Consider the following 18,936-nt stretch of genomic DNA (forward strand, 5'->3'; position numbering starts at 1 on the left):
GTTTCCCTCCCAACAACTAAAAACGTTCTTCCGTCAAGGTAGCCTTGGCTAGACGCTTACATAAAGCATAACTGATGTGTAATAGGAGATATCACTCGCTAAGGATAATCCGTAGGCGAATGGTAATTATCGGTTTTATTCATATGAAATCGGCTCAAATCGGTAAATGTCGTTTGACCGCGATCTAAATTCTTGGATAAGACTGATAGTCTCTAGTATCCCTCCAGATTCGCCTTCAGCGAACGCATGGCTTAAATCTAATCGCCGACGAGGAACTTGGTAAATGGCTGAGATGGAAGACCGTTGGTTATCAATAAGTGAGATTTGTACGTATCTCGGGGTCAGCAATGACACTGTGTACAAGTGGATAGATAAACATGAAATGCCCGCACATCGCATGGGGCGTCTCTGGAAGTTCAAGAAGGACGAAGTGGACGAATGGGTAAAGGCCGGTGGTGCTGCTGAGCATACAAATAGGAATTCGGATCAGGAATGAGCAAAGACAGATACAGCATGTCATTTACAACAGGCAGTCTCTTTCACCACGAATCGGTGAAGCTGGCAGTTCTGTATCTTGATCTTGGCGATTGGAACTCTGTTCGAGACAGGGTCATTGCAGAAAATCTACTTCAGACCAGGACGCTAAATACACTCAAGCGGGTCTGCCGTGAGGTCGTTTCCCGGCTTAGGACGCTGAGTCCAGCTGAGCTTGAACTACTTGTTGAGGGAAGCCGCCAAGAGCAAGCTTATCTCCTGTGGCTTGCTGTTTGCCGTCGATACAGATTCGTCGCTGATTTTGCCATCGAAGTGCTTCGAGAGCGCTATATCACGCTGAAAGCCGATCTGACCCACGAGGATTTTGATTCCTTCTTCAACCGAAAGTCTGAATGGCATTTGGAGCTTGATGAGATCACTCCAGCTACGCGAAGTAAATTGCGACAGGTTCTATTCAAGATGCTTCGAGAGGCGGATCTCTTGGCATCCAACAGTATGATAAACGCTGCCATGCTCAGCCCGCGATTGTTGGATGTATTCCATCAAGGTAGCCGCAGGGATGTTTTGTGCTTCCCTGTATTTGAATCCGATCTGAAAGGGTTGACTCGATGATCTCATGCTTGAACAAGGATAATTTATCCAAGGGGCTCGATCATTTGCTATCGGTCATCTCGGGTTCGCGGTTTCTGGCTAAGGAAGGATTGGGTAACGAAATCCCATTCTTCATCTGTCCTTTTGATGCTGGTATTCTTGTTGAAGTGGAGCGGCTCCAGCGTCAGTTGGTCAACCGCCTTGAGCAGGTCGGTGTTCGGGTTCTGGAGATAAATCTGTACGACCTTTCGATAGAAATCCTCAAAGAGCGTGATGTTTGGAAACAGATTATCGAGATGGAAGAGTCTGTCTCCAAAGAGCAACTCAAAGAACTGCTCCAAGGCGTGCTGGACCCCGAAGCACATCTTGTTCCGGCCATTGCATCCAGGTTGGTAAGCACTGATTTCAAGGTTCTTTTCCTGTCCGGTGTCGGCGAAGTGTTCCCTTATATCCGTTCACATAACGTTTTGAATAATTTGCAGAGCACGGCGAAAGAAAAGCCGACCGTCATGTTTTTTCCGGGAGCCTATACTCACTCTTTGGAAGCTGGAGCATCTCTCGAACTTTTTGGGAGGCTGCATGACGACAAGTACTACCGGGCATTCAACATCTTTCACTGCGAAGCTTAAATGGGGGCGCGGGATGACTCTTAAAACCATTTTTCACAAGCCGGTTGACCGACCGATTGAAGGGGTGATCAAGGCTGACGATGAAGCAAGCCTTCGCCTTGAAATCGAAGAATATGTGTTGACCAACGAAGTCGAGAAGCGTCTAGAGTCCTTCTTCGATGCCTACAACAGTTACGAAGGCGCTAACGGTGTTTGGGTTTCCGGTTTCTTTGGCTCCGGTAAATCTCACTTGTTGAAGATGTTGGCACTGCTGCTTGAAAACCGGCAGATCGATGGAGCCTCTGCGCTTGATCTGTTCATGCCCAAATGTGGCGACAATGAAATCCTGCGCGGCGATCTCAAACGAGCCGTCGCCATTCCGTCGAAAAGCATTCTGTTCAATATCGACCAGAAAGCAGACGTCATTAGCAAAACCCAAGTCGACGCACTCCTCGCTGTCTTCGTCAAAGTTTTTGACGAGATGTGCGGGTACTATGGAAAGCAGGGGTACATTGCCCAGTTTGAGCGCGACCTCGACAGCCGTGGTCTCTACGAACAGTTTAAATCGGCCTATGAATCCACGGCGGGCAGAACATGGCAAAAGGGACGAGAGCAGGCTTTGCTCGAAGGGAAAAATATTGCCAAAGCCTATGCACAGGTGACCGATGGTGACGAGGCGCAGGCCACGGGGATACTGGACAAATACCGCAGCCAATACAGTGTCTCCATCGAAGACTTTGCTGAGCAGGTACACGCCTATATCGAGCGGCAATCTCCTGATTTCCGCCTGAATTTCTTTGTCGATGAAGTTGGGCAGTACATTGCCGAAAACGTCAAGTTGATGACCAATCTTCAGACCATTGCAGAAAGCTTGGCCACCAAGTGTCGAGGTCGCGCATGGGTCATCGTGACCGCTCAAGAGGACATGGGAATGGTTGTCGGCGAGATGGGCAAGCAGCAAGGAAATGACTTCTCAAAAATTCAGGCGCGGTTTGCCAATCGCATGAAGCTGACCAGCGCAGATGTGGCGGAGGTTATCCAGAAGCGTCTGCTCACGAAAACCGAAGATGGTGTCGGCCTGCTCTCGGATATATATCGCGCGGAGGCTAACAATTTTAAGACCTTGTTCGATTTTGCCGATGGTTCTCAAACCTACCGGAATTTTCAGGATAGGGAGCATTTCCTCCACAGTTACCCGTTCATTCCGTACCAGTTCGCGCTATTCCAATCTGTCATCCAAAATCTGTCGCAGCATAGTGCTTTTGAGGGCAAGAACAGTTCGGTGGGTGAACGCTCCATGCTGGGTGTGTTCCAGCAGGTGGCGATCCAGATTGGGGATCATGAAATCGGTCAGTTGGCGACCTTTGACTTAATGTTCGAGGGCATTCGCACCGCGCTGAAATCCAATATTCAACAAGCCATTATCAAGGCAGAAAAGCATCTTGATGGTCCCTTCGCGATCCAACTGTTGAAAACGCTCTTTCTGGTCAAATACGTCAAGGAGTTCAAGCCGACAGTTCGTAACCTGTGCGTCCTAATGCTGGACGGTTTCAATCAGGATATGCCTGCACTGAGGAAGCGTGTTGAAGAAGCTCTCAGCTTGCTGGAACAGCAGACCTATGTGCAGCGCAATGGAGATCTCTACGAATACCTCACCGACGAGGAAAAAGACGTCGAACAGGAAATCAAGAACACCGAGGTGGAGACATCAGACGTTGCCGCCGAGCTTGAGAAGATCGTTTTCGACCACGTGATCAAGCATCGGAAGATTCGTTACGACGAGAACGGTCAGGACTACCCGTTCTCCAGAAAGCTTGATGATCGATTGTACGGGCGAGAATACGAGACGGCCATCCATGTCATCAGCCCGTTCCATGAAAACGCCGAAAATGATTCCATCCTAAGGATGCAGGGCATGGGCAGGGGCGAGTTACTGATCCTGATGCCTGCAGATGAACGCCTCGTTCGCGACATTCTAATGTATAAGCGGGCTGAGAAATACATCCGTCAGAACATTTCGATCACACAGCAGGAAGCGGTGAAACGCATCCTGAATGACAAGAGTTCCCAGAACAGGGAACGGTATGCTGAGTTGCAGCAGCGCGTTCAAGGTCTGATGGGTAAGGCTAAGTTGATCGTGGCAGGTGCCGATATCGAAATCGGTTCTGCGGATGCGCAGAACCGGGTGCTGCGCGGCTTCCACGAACTCGTTGCCAAAACCTATCCGAATCTTCGCATGCTGCGCGGAATTAATTACACAGAAGATGTGATCAAAGCGATCCTCAACGACAAAAACGGTACTTTGTTCGGCACGGATACGACCGTACTTGCCGAGTCAGAGCAGGAGCTTTTGGCCTTTATTCAGAGCAATAACCGGGGTGGCGTACGCACCACACTGAAAAGCCTACTGGAAAAATTCGAACGTAAACCCTACGGCTGGTACTACGCCGCCATTCTTTGCACTTTGGCCAACCTGTGCGCGCGCGGCAAGGTCGAGGTCCGCGTCGACGGTAATCTGCTTGAAGAAGACGAACTGGAACGGGCGCTGCGCAACACCCATGGCCATGGCAATGTAGTGCTGGAACCTCAGGTCGAATTTACTGCATCGCAGGTTCGCGCCCTCAAGGAGTTCTTTGAGGACTTCTTCGATGCCCCGCCTCGCGCCAGTGAAGCGAAGGCGCTCGGCAAGGAGACAGGTACCGCGCTCCAGGGTCTGACGCATCAGCTCACCCCGCTGGCTGCCCAGGCATCCCAATACCCGTTCCTGAATGCGCTGACACCGGTGCTTGAGAAGCTCAAGGAGCTGACCGGCAAGCCCTATACCTGGTATCTGACCGAACTCACCCGTCAGGAAGACGCGCTGCTCGATATGAAGGAAAGCGTCATCGATCCTGTCCGCAAGTTCATGAGCGGGCCGCAAAAAGGCATCTTCGACGACGCTCGCAAGTTTGTTCAAACCCAGGAGCCCAACTTCACCTACATCCAAGGCGACGAAACCGCGCAGGTAGTTGCCAGCCTGACCGATCTGGAATGTTTCAGAGGCAACCGCATGCAGCAGATGAAGACGCAAGTCGAAACCCTGCATGAGAAGGTCACGGCCCAGATCGAGGTCGAGATTGCCAAGGCCAAGGAGACGGTTACCGCTCTTAAAGCCCGTCTCTGTGGCATGGCCGAATTCGGCGCACTGAATGGCGAGCAGCAAGAGCAGATCAACCGTCCGTTCAACGAATTCAACGCCGCCATTGAACGCCAGAAGCTGATTGCCGTCATCCGCGACACCCTGCGCCGGTTTGAGGAAAGCGACTACCAGCATCTGCTTTCGCAGATGACATCCTGGGCGCAACCGGTACCAAAACCCGAGCCTGCGCCGGAACCCGGCGAAACCACCACGTCGGATGAAGGATTGAGCACCACGCCACTCACGAAGCCGGAACGGCGCATCGAGTATGTGCCCAGCCGCTCGGTGAAAGTCACTTTCGATAAAGCTTGGCTGGCCGACGAGACAGACGTGGAACGCTATCTGGAATCCATGCGCGAGGCGCTTCTGGATGAAATCCGCAAGGGCAAAAGGGTACAGATATGATCGAGCGCCTTGAACTGAAGAATTTCACGGCCTTCACGGACCTTGCTCTGGATTTTTCACCCAAGGTCAACGTGATCATTGGCGAGAATGGCACCGGCAAAACTCATTTGCTCAAGGCTGCCTACGGGCTTTGCGATGCTCAATATTTTATTGAGCAAAAGCACCCAAAAGGTGATTACGATTTGGATGTCGTGCTGACGACCAAGTTGCTTCGCTTGTTTATGCCGATGGATAATAAAATTGGTAAAATGCATTGTCAGGGTGCAACCGGGCAAGCTTCTCTAGGTGCGATTTTCAGTGAGCCGCATGATGATGAGCTTAGAGCGACATTTTCTAATAATTCGAAAAAACTTAGCGTTGAGGCTGAATCGAAATACGGCGACTTTGCCAAGCCAGTTTTCATCCCGACCAAGGAAGTTCTTTCTCTGGTTAAAGGCATGACCGACGAAAGTCATGATCAGAACACTGTCGAACTCATTTTTGACGACAGTTATGTGGACCTAGCCAATGCCCTGATGAAGGCGGGGCACGAAGACACAGAAGCCAAAATAAACCTTGATCCGCGTTTCAATACGATTGTGCCCCAGCTAGTGAACCTAATCGGTGGGCGGTATCAGTGGGAAAATGGCGGTTTTTGTTTCCAGGCGGGCAACTATGCGGAGAAGGCATCCCCCAATAGAACAAAAGCTAAAGCTGCGCAGATGTACCAAGACTCCACAGTTACTGAGTTTGTGGCAACAAATGGCCATCTGTATTCTAGTGGAATGACAGCAGAAGGATTTAGGAAGGTCGGTATCCTGCATCGACTTTTGAGCAATGGAATGCTCAATCCAGGAACAAGTGGCCCGCTATTTTGGGATGAGCCCGAGTCAAACATGAATCCGAAGCTCATGAAGCTGCTCGTAGAGATCCTGCTGGAATTGTCACGGAATGGTCAGCAGATCATTCTGGCGACCCACGATTATGTGCTGCTCAAGTGGTTTGATCTGCTCATGGACAAGGGTGAAGGCGACCATGTGCGTTTTCATAGCCTGTACCGTGACGCGGATACTTCCGAGATTAAAGTCTCGTCCACCGATGATTATTTAAAAATCACGCCGAACCCGATTGACGAGGCCTTTGGCTTTCTCATCAACCAAGAGATCGAAAACGACATGGGGAGCCTCGGCAAATGAAGATAGTTGAGGCTGATGGGTTTGAATTCCGTTTTGAGGACGCTCTGGATGCATTTGTCTTCGATGAGACGGACAGCACCAAACCGACATTCCATGGAGCACCTATGAAAGGTGTCGACATCGTCGCCGAATTCGAGGGGGCCTACGTATACATAGAACTGAAGGATTATGACGACCCATCTATTTATGACATCCTTGGCACGGCAAATGATGATGAGAAAAAATCGCGGCAAGACAGTTTCAAATGGCTGAAGAATTATTTGAAATACAAATTTCGAGATTCCTACCTCTATCGGCACGCAGAGCAAAAGGTAGAAAAGCCTGTTCACTATGTCTGTCTGATCACCTTTGACAACGCCTTAAACAGCCGGATGCAGAAATCCCTGAAACAGGAATTGCCGGTGGGTAAAGCATCGCGCCGATGGATGCAGACCTTGGCCACAAGTTGTCAGGTCGTCAACTTGGATAAATGGAACGAAAACTTCCCAAAGTGGCCGGTCACGCGCTTGCCCGCAGCCGCTGCAGGAGCCTAAACCAGATGGAAACCACCAAACTCAAAAAATTCGCTCAGTTCGCGCGGCGCAACCTGATCGAACAGGTATCGAGCAAGCTGAAACTGGTGCTGGCTGAAAGCAGCGCCGCCCGGCGTGAACGTGCAGAGGCTGTCAAGAAGCTTGAAGAGGCTATCAGGAGCAGCAGCAAGGAGCAGGTCATCGAGCGGGTAGCTTATATCTGGTTCAACCGCTTCTGTGCCCTGCGCTTCATGGACGTGAACCGTTATAACCGCGTCAATATTGTCTCCCCGGCGGACCCAGGGCAGTTTCAGCCCGAGATTCTGGCAGAAGCCAAGATGGGGCATGTTGACGAAGAGATGGTGCCAGAAAAGACACGGCAGCAGATATTCGCCCTGCTTGACGGCAAAGCCCCCAGTCGCGATGCGCAGGGCGAGGCTTACCGCTTGCTGGTGGTGGCCGCCTGCAACTTCTGGAACAAGGCGATGCCGTTCCTGTTCCAGCGCATCGATGACTATACTGAACTGCTGATGCCCGACGATCTGCTCTCGGGCAATGCTATCCTCGCTTATACCCGTGAGGCAATGACGCCGAATGCTTGCGACGATGTCGAGGTGATTGGTTGGCTCTACCAGTTCTACATCTCCGAGAAGAAGGACGAGGTGTTCAACGGCCTGAAGAAGAACAAGAAAATCACGCCCAAGAACATCCCCGCTGCCACCCAGCTCTTCACCCCGCACTGGATTGTGCGCTACCTGGTGGAAAACTCCCTTGGTCGCCTGTGGCTGCTCAACCGTCCCGGCTCGAAGCTGATCGAGCAGATGGACTACTACATCAAGCCCGAACAGGCCGAAACGGACTTTCTGCGCATCGGCAAGCTGGAAGAGATCAAGATCTGCGACCCGGCTTGCGGTTCCGGCCACATGCTCACCTATGCCTTTGATCTGCTCTACGCCATCTACGAGGAGGAAGGCTACGAGCCCGCCGAGATCCCGGAGAAAATTCTCACCCACAACCTCTATGGCATCGAGATCGACGAACGCGCCGGAGAACTGGCAGCCTTTGCCCTGAGCATGAAAGCGCGCGGCAAGCAGCGCCGGTTTTTCAGCAAGGGCGTCAAGCCGAACATCTGCGTGCTGGAGAATGTCCACTTCGACGAGGGTGAACTGAAGAGCTACATGGATTTTGTCGGGCGCGACTTGTTTACCGCGCAACTAGCATCCACCCTGCGCCAGTTCGAAGAGGCCGACAATTTCGGTTCGCTGATCCGTCCAGAGGTTACGGATGTGTGGGATGTCCTGGAATTTCTTGAGACCAAGGATTTTCGGGAAGATGGATTTTACAACGATGCGCACAAAAATGTGCTGAAAGCCTTGCGGCAGGCCGAATACCTGAGTCCGAAATACCATGTGGTGATTGCCAATCCGCCGTACATGGGCGGCAAGGGGATGAATGGGCGATTGGGAGCGTGGCTTAAGGATAACTACTCCGATGTGAAATCTGACCTGTTTTCAGCTTTCATTGTCCGCAATACTGAACTTGCACTGCCTAAAGGCCAGCTTGGTTTTATGTCACCATTCGTATGGATGTTTATTTCATCCTACGAAAAGCTGCGTGGTTTCTTGATCAACCAGAAGACTATCACGTCGCTCATTCAATTAGAGTATTCAGGCTTTGATGGGGCTACCGTGCCAATTTGCACGTTCACGGTAGAGAACGAACATCGCCCCGATTTTAAAGGAGGATATGTCAGACTATCCGATTTTCGAGGCTCGGAAAACCAAGCACCGAGAACACTTGAAGCTATTAAAAACCCGGACTGTGGTTGGTTCTATCGCGCCTCTGCTGCCGATTTCAAAAAAATTCCGGGAAGCCCGATTGTTTACTCTGCGTCTGACGAACTCTTGGGTTGCTTTGGAGAACTCGAAAAAATCGAGGCAATTGCCAACTGTCGTGCCGGATTGACGACCGGAGACAATACCATTTTTCAGAGGGAATGGTCTGAAATATCGCGCAGGCGACTATCCACACGTAGTGAATCCAGAATGGAGGCCGAAGAAAATGGTACCCGTTGGTTTCCATGTAGTAGCGGCGGTAATTTCAGGAAATGGTATGGAAACTTGGAAACTGTTGTAAACTGGGAAGCTGACGGTAAAGAGATTTGTAGTTTTGCGGCTCCCGACGGACGTCTCAAGGCGAGTCCTCGAAGTCGCGAATACTATTTCCGAGAAGGTTTTACTTGGAGCAAAATCAGCTCTGGAAAATTTTCTCCGAGATACCTCCCTACCGGGTGCATTTTCGATGACACTGGTCAATCGGGCTTCCCGCTATCGCAAAATGTCAGTAGCCTTCATCTGGTGGCCTTGGCATGTAGCTCAACTTCGCAACATTTTCTTTCATTCATCAGCCAAACACTTTCGTTCAATAAGGGGGACATCGCTAAGATACCCGTTCCGAATGAGTTTCCGGATGTAGGAAGCATCAGCTTATCGAGCATCCAGATAAGTAGATCCGACTGGGACTCCTACGAAACCTCATGGGACTTCACCTGCCTACCGCTCCTGAATCCTGACTACCGCCAGCCAACCCTGAGGGCTACCTACCAGAAGCTCCGCGCTCACTGGTGGTGGATGACGCTGGAGATGCAGCGCCTCGAAGAAGAGAACAACCGCATCTTCATTGATGCCTATGGCCTGCAGGATGAACTGGCGCCCGAAGTGCCGCTTAGCGAAATCACCCTGACCTGCAACCCGCATTACCGCTACGGCAATGACAAGAGCGAGGACGAGCTAGAGGCGCTGCTTTTGGCCGACACCATGCGCGAGCTTGTCTCCTACGCTGTGGGCTGCATGTTTGGGCGTTATGCGCTGGATAAGCCGGGGCTGATCCTGGCAAACCAGGGCGAGGGTATTGCGGATTATCTGAGGCACATTCCCGAGCCAAGCTTTCCGGCTGATGACGACAACGTCATCCCAATGCTCGACGGCGACTGGTTTACCGACGACATCGCCGAGCGTTTCCGCAAATTCCTGCGTGTGGCCTTTGGCGACGAACATTACGAGGAAAACCTCCGCTTTATCGAGCAGGCGCTGGGTAAGAATGGCAAGGCTCGCGACATCCGCGATTACTTCCTCAAGGATTTCTACAATGACCATGTGAAGCGCTATAAAAAGCGCCCCATCTACTGGCTGTTCAGTAGCCCCAAGGGCAGCTTCAATGCGCTGATCTATATGCACCGCTACCGCTCGGATACGGCCAGCGTGGTTTTGAACGATTACCTGCGCGAATTCCGCACCAAGCTTGCCGCCCACAAGAACCATCTGGAGGCGGTCAGTATCAGCGCCAGCGCCTCACAAGCCGAGAAGACCAAGGCCCTGAAGGAGATAGAGAAGATTACCAAGATGATCGCCGAGATGGAGGACTATGAACGCGAGGTGCTCTACCCGCTGGCCACCGAGCAGGTGGAGATAGACCTCGACGACGGCGTAAAGGTCAACTACCCCAAACTCGGCGCGGGTTTGAAGAAGATCGTCGGCCTCGATGCGAAAGGGGACAGTTGATGGCGGCCCCGAAAAATCTGCCCATGGAGGGCTATGCCAAGCTTTTGACGGCGGTAAAGGAGCGTGTATTTGCTGCGCAATATGCCGCCCTTAAGGCGGTTAACACGGAATTGGTCGGCTTGTACTGGGATATCGGCCGGATGATCGTCGAGCGGCAGGCCGGCCAGACCTGGGGCAAGGCGATCGTCCAGCAACTGGCGCAAGACCTGCGGCGGGAGTTTCCGGGCGTTGGCGGCTTTTCGGCTTCCAACCTCTGGAGAATGAAGGGGTTTTTCGAGGCTTATCAGGACGCCGAGAAACTCGCACCGCTGGTGCGAGAAATTGGTTGGAGCCACAATATCGTTATTCTGGAGCGCTGCTCTGACCCGTTGGAACGCGAGTTCTATATCCGTATGACTCGCAAATTCGGCTGGTCGAGAAATGTGCTGGTTCACCAGATTGAAAACCAAACTTATGAGAAGTCGCTGCTTGGTCAAACAAATTTTGATAAGGCGCTGACCCCGGAGTTGCGCGCTCAGGCCAATCTGGCTGTGAAAGATGAATATATCTTTGACTTTCTGGAACTTGGTGAAGAGCACAGCGAGTTGGAACTTGAAAGGGCGCTGATTGCCAAAATCGAAGATTTTCTGCGCGCCATGGGCGGCATGTTCTCCTTCATGGGGAGCCAGTATCGGCTGGAGGTGGACGGCGATGAGTTCTTCATTGATCTGCTTTTGTTTCACCGGAGGCTGCGATGCCTCGTGGCGATCGAACTGAAAATTGGCAGGTTTCAGCCGGAGTTTGTCGGGAAGATGCAGTTTTACCTCGCGGCGCTGGACCGGCAAGTTCGGCAAGAGGATGAGAACCCCTCCATTGGTATTATCCTTTGCAAAGAGAAGAAACGCACGGTGGTGGAATACGCCCTGCACGATGCCCGTAAGCCTATTGGCGTGGCGACTTATGAAATCACCAAGACCTTGCCCAAAGAACTGAAGGGCCAATTGCCGCCGCCTGAGGACATTGCCGCTCTGCTGGAGGAGATTGAGCAATGAATGACCGTATAGCACAGGCTCTCACCAAGCTCTTCGACCGGCACCGGATTGTGTTCTGGTACGATGCCAAAGAGGAGTTGCGTGATGACTTCGAGGCGCTGTCATTACCCGATATCGAGAAGCTGGAGCTTTCCAACAACGAGTATGGTGTCAAGTACAAGCTGCTGCGCGAGCAGCCGGAGCGGAAGTTCCTGGTCTACCGCGAGGGACCCCAGCCTGCCGATCTGGATAACTGGCTGCTGGACGTACAACTGGCCCATGGCGAGTTCCGCACCGATCAGGTGGCCATCTGGTTGTCCGAACTGGAACTCGGCCTGGAGTTTACGGATGTGGTGCAGGCCCATGCGGAATTCTTCCAGGCGATCAAGCGCAAGGACGCACTCAAGAAGTTGCTGAAAGCCGATGATACGGCCGGACAGATTCGCCTGAAGATGCTGGCGGTATGCACCGTCACCGAACCCCGCATGGATGCGGTGGTGGAAAACCTGCTGCAGGAGCTGGCAGACGGTCGGGATGAGAAGATCAAGCTGGTTGGCCGATGCAGCCTGTACGGTTTCCTCTGGGAACAGATGACCCGCTGCTATGGCTACAAGTCCGACGAGCCGGGCATCCGCGATTTCGCCATCGAGCTGTTCAAGTCCTGCTACGCCATGGGCACTGACGGCCAGGTGAAACTGACCGGAGACGCCCTGGTGTTTCTCAAGCGTTGGAAGGACAGTCGCCAATTCGAAGTCGGCTTCGAGACTCTCTCAGGAGAATGCGCCGAGGTCCTCGGGATTGAGCAGGATCTGGCCAAGCGGGATTTCCGGGAGTTGATTGAGCTGGATTATTTCCGCCTGATTGACCAGAAGATCATCAGCGATCTGGTGCGGGCGGTGGTCGCCCGCACGGCCTCCAGCGGTGACGTTGCGATTTGGGTGCGACAGCGGCGACAAGGTCACTGGTATCGTGAATATCGCCACTTGTATGAGGCGATCGATTACGCCGCCCAGTTCACCCATGCCTTGGGCGAGGCCAAACTCACCATGGACAGCTTGGCCGAGGGTGTGCAGCGTTACAGTAGCTTCTGGTATCAACTAGATCAGCTTTACCGCAAGTTCACCTACCACGTCCGCAAGTCGGGGCAAGCATCTTTGATGGGCTCGCTGACCGACCAGATCGAAAATCTCTATTCCAACAACTACCTGCTGAAGCTGGGGGATCGTTTCCAGACCTTTGTGGATGCGGCGTCAAAGTGGGATGCCTCCCCCGTGCGCAAACAATCGGTGTTTTTTGAACACTGGGTTCGGCCGTTTTTGCGCAAAGACAACAAGGTCTGTGTGATCATTTCCGACGCCATGCGCTACGAGATTGGCGATGAGTTGCTGAGCCTGATACGCCAGGAAGACCGTTATAGTGCGGAGCTTGAACCGGTACTTTCGATGTTGCCCAGCTACACCCAGCTTGGCATGGCGTCGCTGCTACCTAATAAGGCACTGGCGATAGCCGACAACGAAACCGGTACCGTCCTCGTGGATGGACAAAGCTCCCAGGGGACAGTCAACCGGACGAAGATTTTGCAGGCTGCACTGGGCGGTCGAGGCGAGGCGGTAACGGCTGAAGATTTCATGCAACTCGACCGGGACGGCAGTCGGGATCTGCTGAAGGCCAATGATGTAGTGTATATCTACCATAATCGAATTGATCACACAGGCGACAAAATCCAGTCCGAGGGGCAAGCATTTGAAGCTGCTGAGGAAACCTTGGCCGACATCGTTCGTCTGGTAAAGAAGCTCACTGCGGCCAATGCGAGCAATATCCTGGTGACTTCGGATCATGGCTTCATCTACCAGAACCGCGCCATCGACGAGAGCGATTTTTCTGGAGTCGATGCCGAGGGCGACCAGATTCTATTCCGCAACCGCCGCTTCGTGCTCGGCAAGGGGCTTGCCGAGGCATCCAGTCTACACAAGTTCACTCCCGACCAGCTTGGCCTTGCCGGTGAAGTGGAGGTGCAGATACCCAAATCGATCAACCGCCTGCGCCTGAAGGGTTCTGGAAGTCGCTTCGTGCATGGCGGCGCATCGTTGCAAGAGGTGGTGATCCCGGTGCTAAAGATCAACAAGAAGCGCCAGAGCGATGTCACCGCAGTCGAAGTGGACATCCTGCGCGGAGCTAGTTCGGTGATTACTTCAGGGCAACTGGCGGTAACGATGTATCAGGCCGGCCCGGTTACCGACAAGATCCAGCCGCGTCTACTACGGGCTGGCATTTACACAGGAGCAGGTGATCTGATCTCCGACAGTCACGACCTTACCTTTGATCTGAGTTCGGACAATCCTCGGGAACGGGAGCTGCAGGTGCGCTTTGTACTCACCCGCAAGGCCGACGAGGTCAACGGCCAGGAAGTCATTCTGCGGCTTGAAGAAAAACACGCGGGGACTTCCCATTACAAGGAATACAAGTCGCTCCGCTACTTGATGCGACGCTCATTTACCAGCGATTTCGACTTTTAAAGGACGGGGGACCGATGAACGAACTTGACCAGAAAATCAACACACATTTCCCGGGACTCGTTGTTCGCAAGGATCTCGTCAAGACGGTCAAGGGTAACGCCATCGTTCCCTCCTATGTGCTGGAATACCTGTTGGGACAGTATTGCGCCACCAGCGATGAACCGACCATCCAGACCGGCATCGAGACAGTCAAGGAAATCCTGCGCAAGCATTACGTTCATCGTAACGAAGCGGGGCTGATTCGTTCGAACATCAAGGAAAAGGGGCGCTACAAGATCATCGACAAGATCAGTGTGGCCCTGAACGATAAGGCCGACGTCTACGAAGCGGAGTTTTCTAACCTCGGTATTAAGAAGGTATTGGTTGATTCCGGTACGGTGAAGGCTCACCCAAAACTGCTGGTCAGTGGCGTGTGGTGCATTGCCGACATCGAATATGAATTCACCGAGGATAAGAACGCAAGTCCCTGGATATTGTCGACCCTCAAGCCGATCCAGCTATCTCACTTCGATTTTGACGGATACGTTGAAGCACGCAAGCAATTCACTACAGACGAATGGACTGACTTGCTTTTACAAAGTATCGGCTTCAACCCCGAGATGTTCGGCAAGCGCAGCAAGCTGACCCAACTGATCCGCCTGATCCCATTTTGCGAACGCAACTACAACCTTATCGAACTTGGCCCGAAGGGGACCGGAAAATCTCACATCTATTCTGAGTTCTCGCCCCACGGCATCCTGATATCCGGCGGCGAGGTTACGGTTCCCAAGCTCTTTGTGAATAACTCTTCCGGAAAAATCGGCCTGGTCGGATACTGGGACTGTGTTGCCTTCGACGAGTTTGCCGGAAAGCAAAAGCGCGTGGACAAGGCCTTGGTCGACATCATGAAGAACTACATGGCCAACAAGTCCTTCTCGCGGGGCGTCGAGACGCTGGGCGCGGAGGCCTCCATGGTTTTCGTGGGCAACACCCAGCACACCGTGCCCTACATGCTCAAGCACTCTGACCTGTTTTGCGAATTGCCCGACAAGTTCTACGATTCTGCATTCCTTGACCGCATCCATTTCTATATCCCCGGATGGGAGGTCGACATCATCCGGGGTGAAATGTTCTCCAGCGGTTACGGTTTCGTGGTCGACTACCTGGCTGAGATCCTTCGCTCACTACGTAATCATGATTACTCAGACCGCTACAAGGAACTGTTCTCCCTCTCTTCCGACATCTCGACGCGGGACCGCGATGGGATCAACAAGACATTCTCCGGCCTGATGAAGATATTGTTCCCGCATGATGGAGCAACCAGGGAAGAAGTCGAGGAACTGCTGCGGTTCGCGATCGAAGGCCGTAAGCGGGTCAAAGACCAACTGATGCGTATCGATTCCACCTACGGCAATGTCCGCTTTTCCTATCTGGGCGCTGGTGGGCAGACTACGCCGGTCACCACCCTCGAAGAGGAGGAATACCCCGGCACCTACCACAAGACCATTGCGGAGGGCGAAGATGGGGAAAGCTTGGAAGTTGCTCAACAAGGCCCGACTTCAGGTCCATCCAAACCGTCAGCACCAGTCGAGCGCATCCTCAAGGAAAACCATCTCACATTTCAGGAGAACCAGAAGGGCCTTTCCTTCGATACGTTGCTCGGTCCTTATCTCAAGGGCGCGACTTCGATTGTGGTTACCGATCCGTATATCCGCCTGTTCTACCAGACACGCAACTTCATGGAATTTCTGGAGACTGTGGTCAAGCACAAGACTCTGGATGAGGAGGTGTCCGTGCACCTGGTGACGATGGAAGATGAGTTCAAAGGCGAACAGCAGAAGGACAACTTCAAGAAGATGAAGGAGTCCGCAAGCAGCGTGGGCGTGAACTTCACCTGGGAGTTCGACGGCACCGGCACGATCCACGCCCGCCACATCGTGACCGACCACGGCTGGAAAATCTCCCTGGATCGTGGTCTCGATATCTTTCAGTACTATGAAATGAATGATGCCTTCACTTTCGCCAATCGACTACAGCAATACCGGCCATGTAAGGCTTTCGAGGTGACGTTCATTAAACATAAACCTTAAGCGATGTGTGCATCTCAAATCTGTCAAGGTAGCCGTAACGCGACGCTTACGGTTTTACTCCCTAAATCCTATTGTTTCAGTGCTGGCAGCCTCAATGATTTTTGGAAATAGATTAACTCCAGACTGCCTTTTTGCAGACCATTTGCGCAGGTATTCCCGGTCACCAAAAAACAGCAAGTGAAGCTTGGCCCGTGAGCAAGCGACGTTGAGGCGCTTGCGATCGAGGATGAAGTTGAGGCTACCTTCAGTGCGCACTGTGGAGTAGCAAACGACGTCAGCTTCACTGCCTTGGAAGGCATCGACCGTATCAACTCTGATGGTCAGCCTTTCCTCCCGCTTGAGGCGCCGCAGATGCTTGTTGATACAGTCTTTCTGCGCGCCATACGGTGTGATGACTGCCACGTAGGTTTGCACCTTGACGTGATCGGCCAGACGAGCGAGGAAACTGGTTATTTCCTCGGCTTCCCGGACATTTTCTTGGCTCTTAGAATCGCGAGGTTGGCGCTGCTGCCCTTTCACGTCTACCCAGTAGATGCTCTTGTCAAGCAGATAGCGGTCGTCGAAGTAACTGTCCGGGTGGCCGTTATAGAGGGTGCGCTGGCCGTCATGGCTGTAGAACAGGTTGGCTACCAAGTCGCCGATGGCTGGGGCCATGCGGTACTGCCTGTCGAGAATTCCCCTGCAATGGGACGGTAAGCGTTCGAACATCGACTCAAAAAAACTACCGTTGAGGAAGTTCTCCCGCAGGAATGTCAGCTCCCGGCTGGCCTCGTCCTCGCGCAGCAGCGGTGAGATGCTGGGCGGCAGTTGATAATGGTCGCCGATCAGGATCACTTTGTCGGAACGCAGGATGGGTATAAGGATTTCCGGCACGGTGGATCGACCTGCCTCATCGATAATGGCGACGTCGAATTGCAATTGGTCAATGCCGCCCTTGTTGGTGGCCAAGCCCACGCAGGTGGCACCGACCAAGTTATGGTCGGCAAGCAGGGTAATGAAGAACTCGTCTTGGCCAGAGCGAGACTGGGCAGCCTGCCGTAGGGTGGTCCGCCACAAGTAGCACAGTGCAGTTTGTTCTGAAGGAAGGCTGACCGCCGCCTGCACAGCGCGAGATTCCAACTCGGCGAGGTGCGTGGCGTGTTGGCAATCAAAACTTAGCGGCTGGATGGCGGCACTCATCTTTTCCGGGTTTCCAATCCGGATTGCTTGAACCGGTTGCTTAAGGCTGTTGCCATGCTTCTCAAGGAACTTTTCTAGGGCATTGTCCACGGCGGAATTCTGCTGGGAAACCACCAGAACACACCGGTTGGGGCGCTGGCGGAACAACTGATAGAGCATCTCGACGATGGCTGTGGTCTTGCCAGCCCCCGGCGGCCCCTGAATGAGGGCAATGTTTCGCTCTCTCAAAGCCAGATCGACAACTAGCTTTTGGCTGTCATCCAGTGTGTCGGCCCACTCGATGGGCACGCTACGTTCTTCCTGGTTCGGCAGGTAGTGTTCTGGGGTGAGCAGGATGTTCTTCAGTGCCGGATTGACCAGCCGATCGTGGAAAAAATCGTCCAGTGCCTGCTCTTGCCGCTTCAGTGGCGCGCTCGGCACGTTGATGAGTAGGCGTAGCATTTTGGCATTTTTATCCAGCAGTGAGAGATTACCTTCAATGTGGATGCAATCCTTCGATCGGGTATAGAGCGGGCGGTTGCGGCGGTCGATGCGTAGTGCCGGAATGTACTCGCTGCGTGCAGCGTCCCATTGTTGCGCTCGTACGCAAAAATCAGACTTGAGGTTGTTGTCGCCGGACAGTACCTTGTCAAGCATGTTAGATACTTGTTCGAACTGTTCCCATTCTTCCTGCGGTAATCTGTTGCGCGGAAGACTGAGGGTGCTATCTTCCCTCTGGGCAAATTCCAAGGGGTATTCTATCGAGGTATTTTCCTCTCGGTAGCGCTGGTAGGCGATGACCTGTTCCCAGCGTTGGTAGAAGCGGCTCTGGGCCAAGCGCTCGGGCGATTCGTTCATATCCAGCCCGGCCTGAACACAGAAGCGTAGAAATTCCTCCACGCCGCAGACCCAGCCGATCTGTTCGGTTTGCGCCAAGCGGTGGGAGATGAGAGTGAAGCGAAACGGCGTATCCAGACCAATCTGTAGAGAGCTAGTCTGGATTACCTCTCTAGCTTCAATCGTTTTGTTGTCGTTACGCGGCAGGCATTCCATCCGCACAGTAGCTTTGGCCAGAGATATCACGCCAGTGGCGCTGGCGTAGCTGAGTAACGTCCAAGGTTCGTTGGGTTCGAAGAAACGACCATCAGTCACGTCTTTAAGTTTGTGTTCGTCCACCTCTAAGTAGATCTGCTGGTAAGATTGTACACTACGGGCTTGGTAATTGAACTCGCTGACCTCGATTCTTTTGTTCTTTTCCTCAAAAGGGTTCCGATTTAAGCACAAATCATAATGCGTCGGGTAGACGAGGATCTTTTGCCCGGATAACAGTCGCATGCCAGGATGATGGAGTTGACCGAGGGGTAACGAGGCGCGAAGGATGCCATCGAACAGGGTGCCAAAAGCTGTGGTGCTTTTGAAAATTTGCTCGACCATGAATTCCGCTGGTTTGCCGGGCATAATATGATGATAATGCAGTGCACCACGGGCCACGCATCCATAGAACAGGTCTGCGTATCTGTTGTGAACGGATTTTATTAACACTGGAATATCATCGCCATAGCGTAGGGCAATAGACTTCTGGGCGAGGTCGTCAAGTCCGAAGGAAATGCGATGGCCAAAGTATGGTTGAGGCTTGCCAATTGTAAGCGTCCCCTCACG

Annotated in this window: 11 protein-coding genes; 10 read left to right on the forward strand and 1 reads right to left on the reverse strand. The window is 52.8% G+C overall.

Features of this window, described 5'->3' with window-relative positions:
• Positions 1-283 precede the first annotated feature (283 nt).
• From THS27_RS23960 to brxL, 10 genes are read left to right on the forward strand one after another with little or no spacing between them, the layout of a single operon-like run.
• Positions 284-496, forward strand: coding sequence for a helix-turn-helix domain-containing protein (locus THS27_RS23960; protein WP_085595201.1), 213 nt, complete (start codon positions 284-286; stop codon positions 494-496).
• Positions 493-1,107 carry a DUF1819 family protein gene (locus THS27_RS23965; protein ID WP_085595203.1) on the forward strand — a complete coding sequence of 205 codons (615 nt, stop codon included), beginning with the start codon at positions 493-495 and terminating at the stop codon, positions 1,105-1,107. The genes THS27_RS23960 and THS27_RS23965 overlap by 4 nt, the downstream gene beginning before the upstream one ends.
• A complete protein-coding gene (locus THS27_RS23970) occupies positions 1,104-1,715 on the forward strand; it encodes a DUF1788 domain-containing protein (protein ID WP_085595205.1) in 612 nt (203 codons plus the stop codon). The genes THS27_RS23965 and THS27_RS23970 overlap by 4 nt, the downstream gene beginning before the upstream one ends.
• A 13-nt stretch (positions 1,716-1,728) precedes the next feature.
• On the forward strand, positions 1,729-5,277 hold the full coding sequence (gene brxC / locus THS27_RS23975; protein ID WP_085595207.1) for a BREX system P-loop protein BrxC: 3,549 nt from the start codon (positions 1,729-1,731) through the stop codon (positions 5,275-5,277).
• Positions 5,274-6,452, forward strand: coding sequence for an ATP/GTP-binding protein (locus tag THS27_RS23980; protein ID WP_085595209.1), 1,179 nt, complete (start codon positions 5,274-5,276; stop codon positions 6,450-6,452). The genes brxC and THS27_RS23980 overlap by 4 nt, the downstream gene beginning before the upstream one ends.
• Complete coding sequence (locus THS27_RS23985; protein ID WP_085595211.1) at positions 6,449-6,985, forward strand: hypothetical protein; 537 nt, start codon at positions 6,449-6,451, stop codon at positions 6,983-6,985. The genes THS27_RS23980 and THS27_RS23985 overlap by 4 nt, the downstream gene beginning before the upstream one ends.
• 5 nt (positions 6,986-6,990) lie before the next feature.
• Complete coding sequence (pglX, locus tag THS27_RS23990; protein WP_085595213.1) at positions 6,991-10,524, forward strand: BREX-1 system adenine-specific DNA-methyltransferase PglX; 3,534 nt, start codon at positions 6,991-6,993, stop codon at positions 10,522-10,524.
• The gene (locus THS27_RS23995; protein WP_085595214.1) at positions 10,524-11,555 is read left to right on the forward strand and encodes a YhcG family protein; all 1,032 of its coding nucleotides are present in this window, start codon (positions 10,524-10,526) and stop codon (positions 11,553-11,555) included. The genes pglX and THS27_RS23995 overlap by 1 nt, the downstream gene beginning before the upstream one ends.
• Entirely contained in the window at positions 11,552-14,050 is a 2,499-nt protein-coding gene (gene pglZ / locus THS27_RS24000) for a BREX-1 system phosphatase PglZ type A (RefSeq protein ID WP_085595216.1), read from the forward strand. Before THS27_RS23995 ends, pglZ begins: the two co-directional genes overlap by 4 nt.
• A gap of 14 nt (positions 14,051-14,064) precedes the next feature.
• A complete protein-coding gene (brxL, locus tag THS27_RS24005; RefSeq protein ID WP_085595218.1) occupies positions 14,065-16,119 on the forward strand; it encodes a BREX system Lon protease-like protein BrxL in 2,055 nt (684 codons plus the stop codon).
• Positions 16,120-16,173: 54 nt separating this feature from the next.
• Here brxL and THS27_RS24010 read toward each other — a convergent pair.
• Positions 16,174-18,936 (reverse strand): DEAD/DEAH box helicase (locus THS27_RS24010; RefSeq protein WP_168184992.1); only part of this gene is annotated, 2,763 nt, incomplete at its 5' end.

It is taken from the genome of Thalassospira sp. MCCC 1A01428 (assembly GCF_002115825.1).
In the GTDB taxonomy this organism is placed as follows: domain Bacteria; phylum Pseudomonadota; class Alphaproteobacteria; order Rhodospirillales; family Thalassospiraceae; genus Thalassospira.

Excerpts from the sequence above, each read along its gene's own strand:
- pglZ (WP_085595216.1), top strand. The coding sequence starts at position 11,552 with ATGAATGACCGTATAGCACAGGCTCTCACCAAGCTCTTCGACCGGCAC.
- THS27_RS23980 (WP_085595209.1), top strand. The coding sequence starts at position 5,274 with ATGATCGAGCGCCTTGAACTGAAGAATTTCACGGCCTTCACGGACCTT.
- brxC (WP_085595207.1), top strand. The coding sequence starts at position 1,729 with ATGACTCTTAAAACCATTTTTCACAAGCCGGTTGACCGACCGATTGAA.
- brxL (WP_085595218.1), top strand. The coding sequence starts at position 14,065 with ATGAACGAACTTGACCAGAAAATCAACACACATTTCCCGGGACTCGTT.
- pglX (WP_085595213.1), top strand. The coding sequence starts at position 6,991 with ATGGAAACCACCAAACTCAAAAAATTCGCTCAGTTCGCGCGGCGCAAC.
- THS27_RS23970 (WP_085595205.1), top strand. The coding sequence starts at position 1,104 with ATGATCTCATGCTTGAACAAGGATAATTTATCCAAGGGGCTCGATCAT.
- THS27_RS23965 (WP_085595203.1), top strand. The coding sequence starts at position 493 with ATGAGCAAAGACAGATACAGCATGTCATTTACAACAGGCAGTCTCTTT.
- THS27_RS23960 (WP_085595201.1), top strand. The coding sequence starts at position 284 with ATGGCTGAGATGGAAGACCGTTGGTTATCAATAAGTGAGATTTGTACG.
- THS27_RS23995 (WP_085595214.1), top strand. The coding sequence starts at position 10,524 with ATGGCGGCCCCGAAAAATCTGCCCATGGAGGGCTATGCCAAGCTTTTG.
- THS27_RS23985 (WP_085595211.1), top strand. The coding sequence starts at position 6,449 with ATGAAGATAGTTGAGGCTGATGGGTTTGAATTCCGTTTTGAGGACGCT.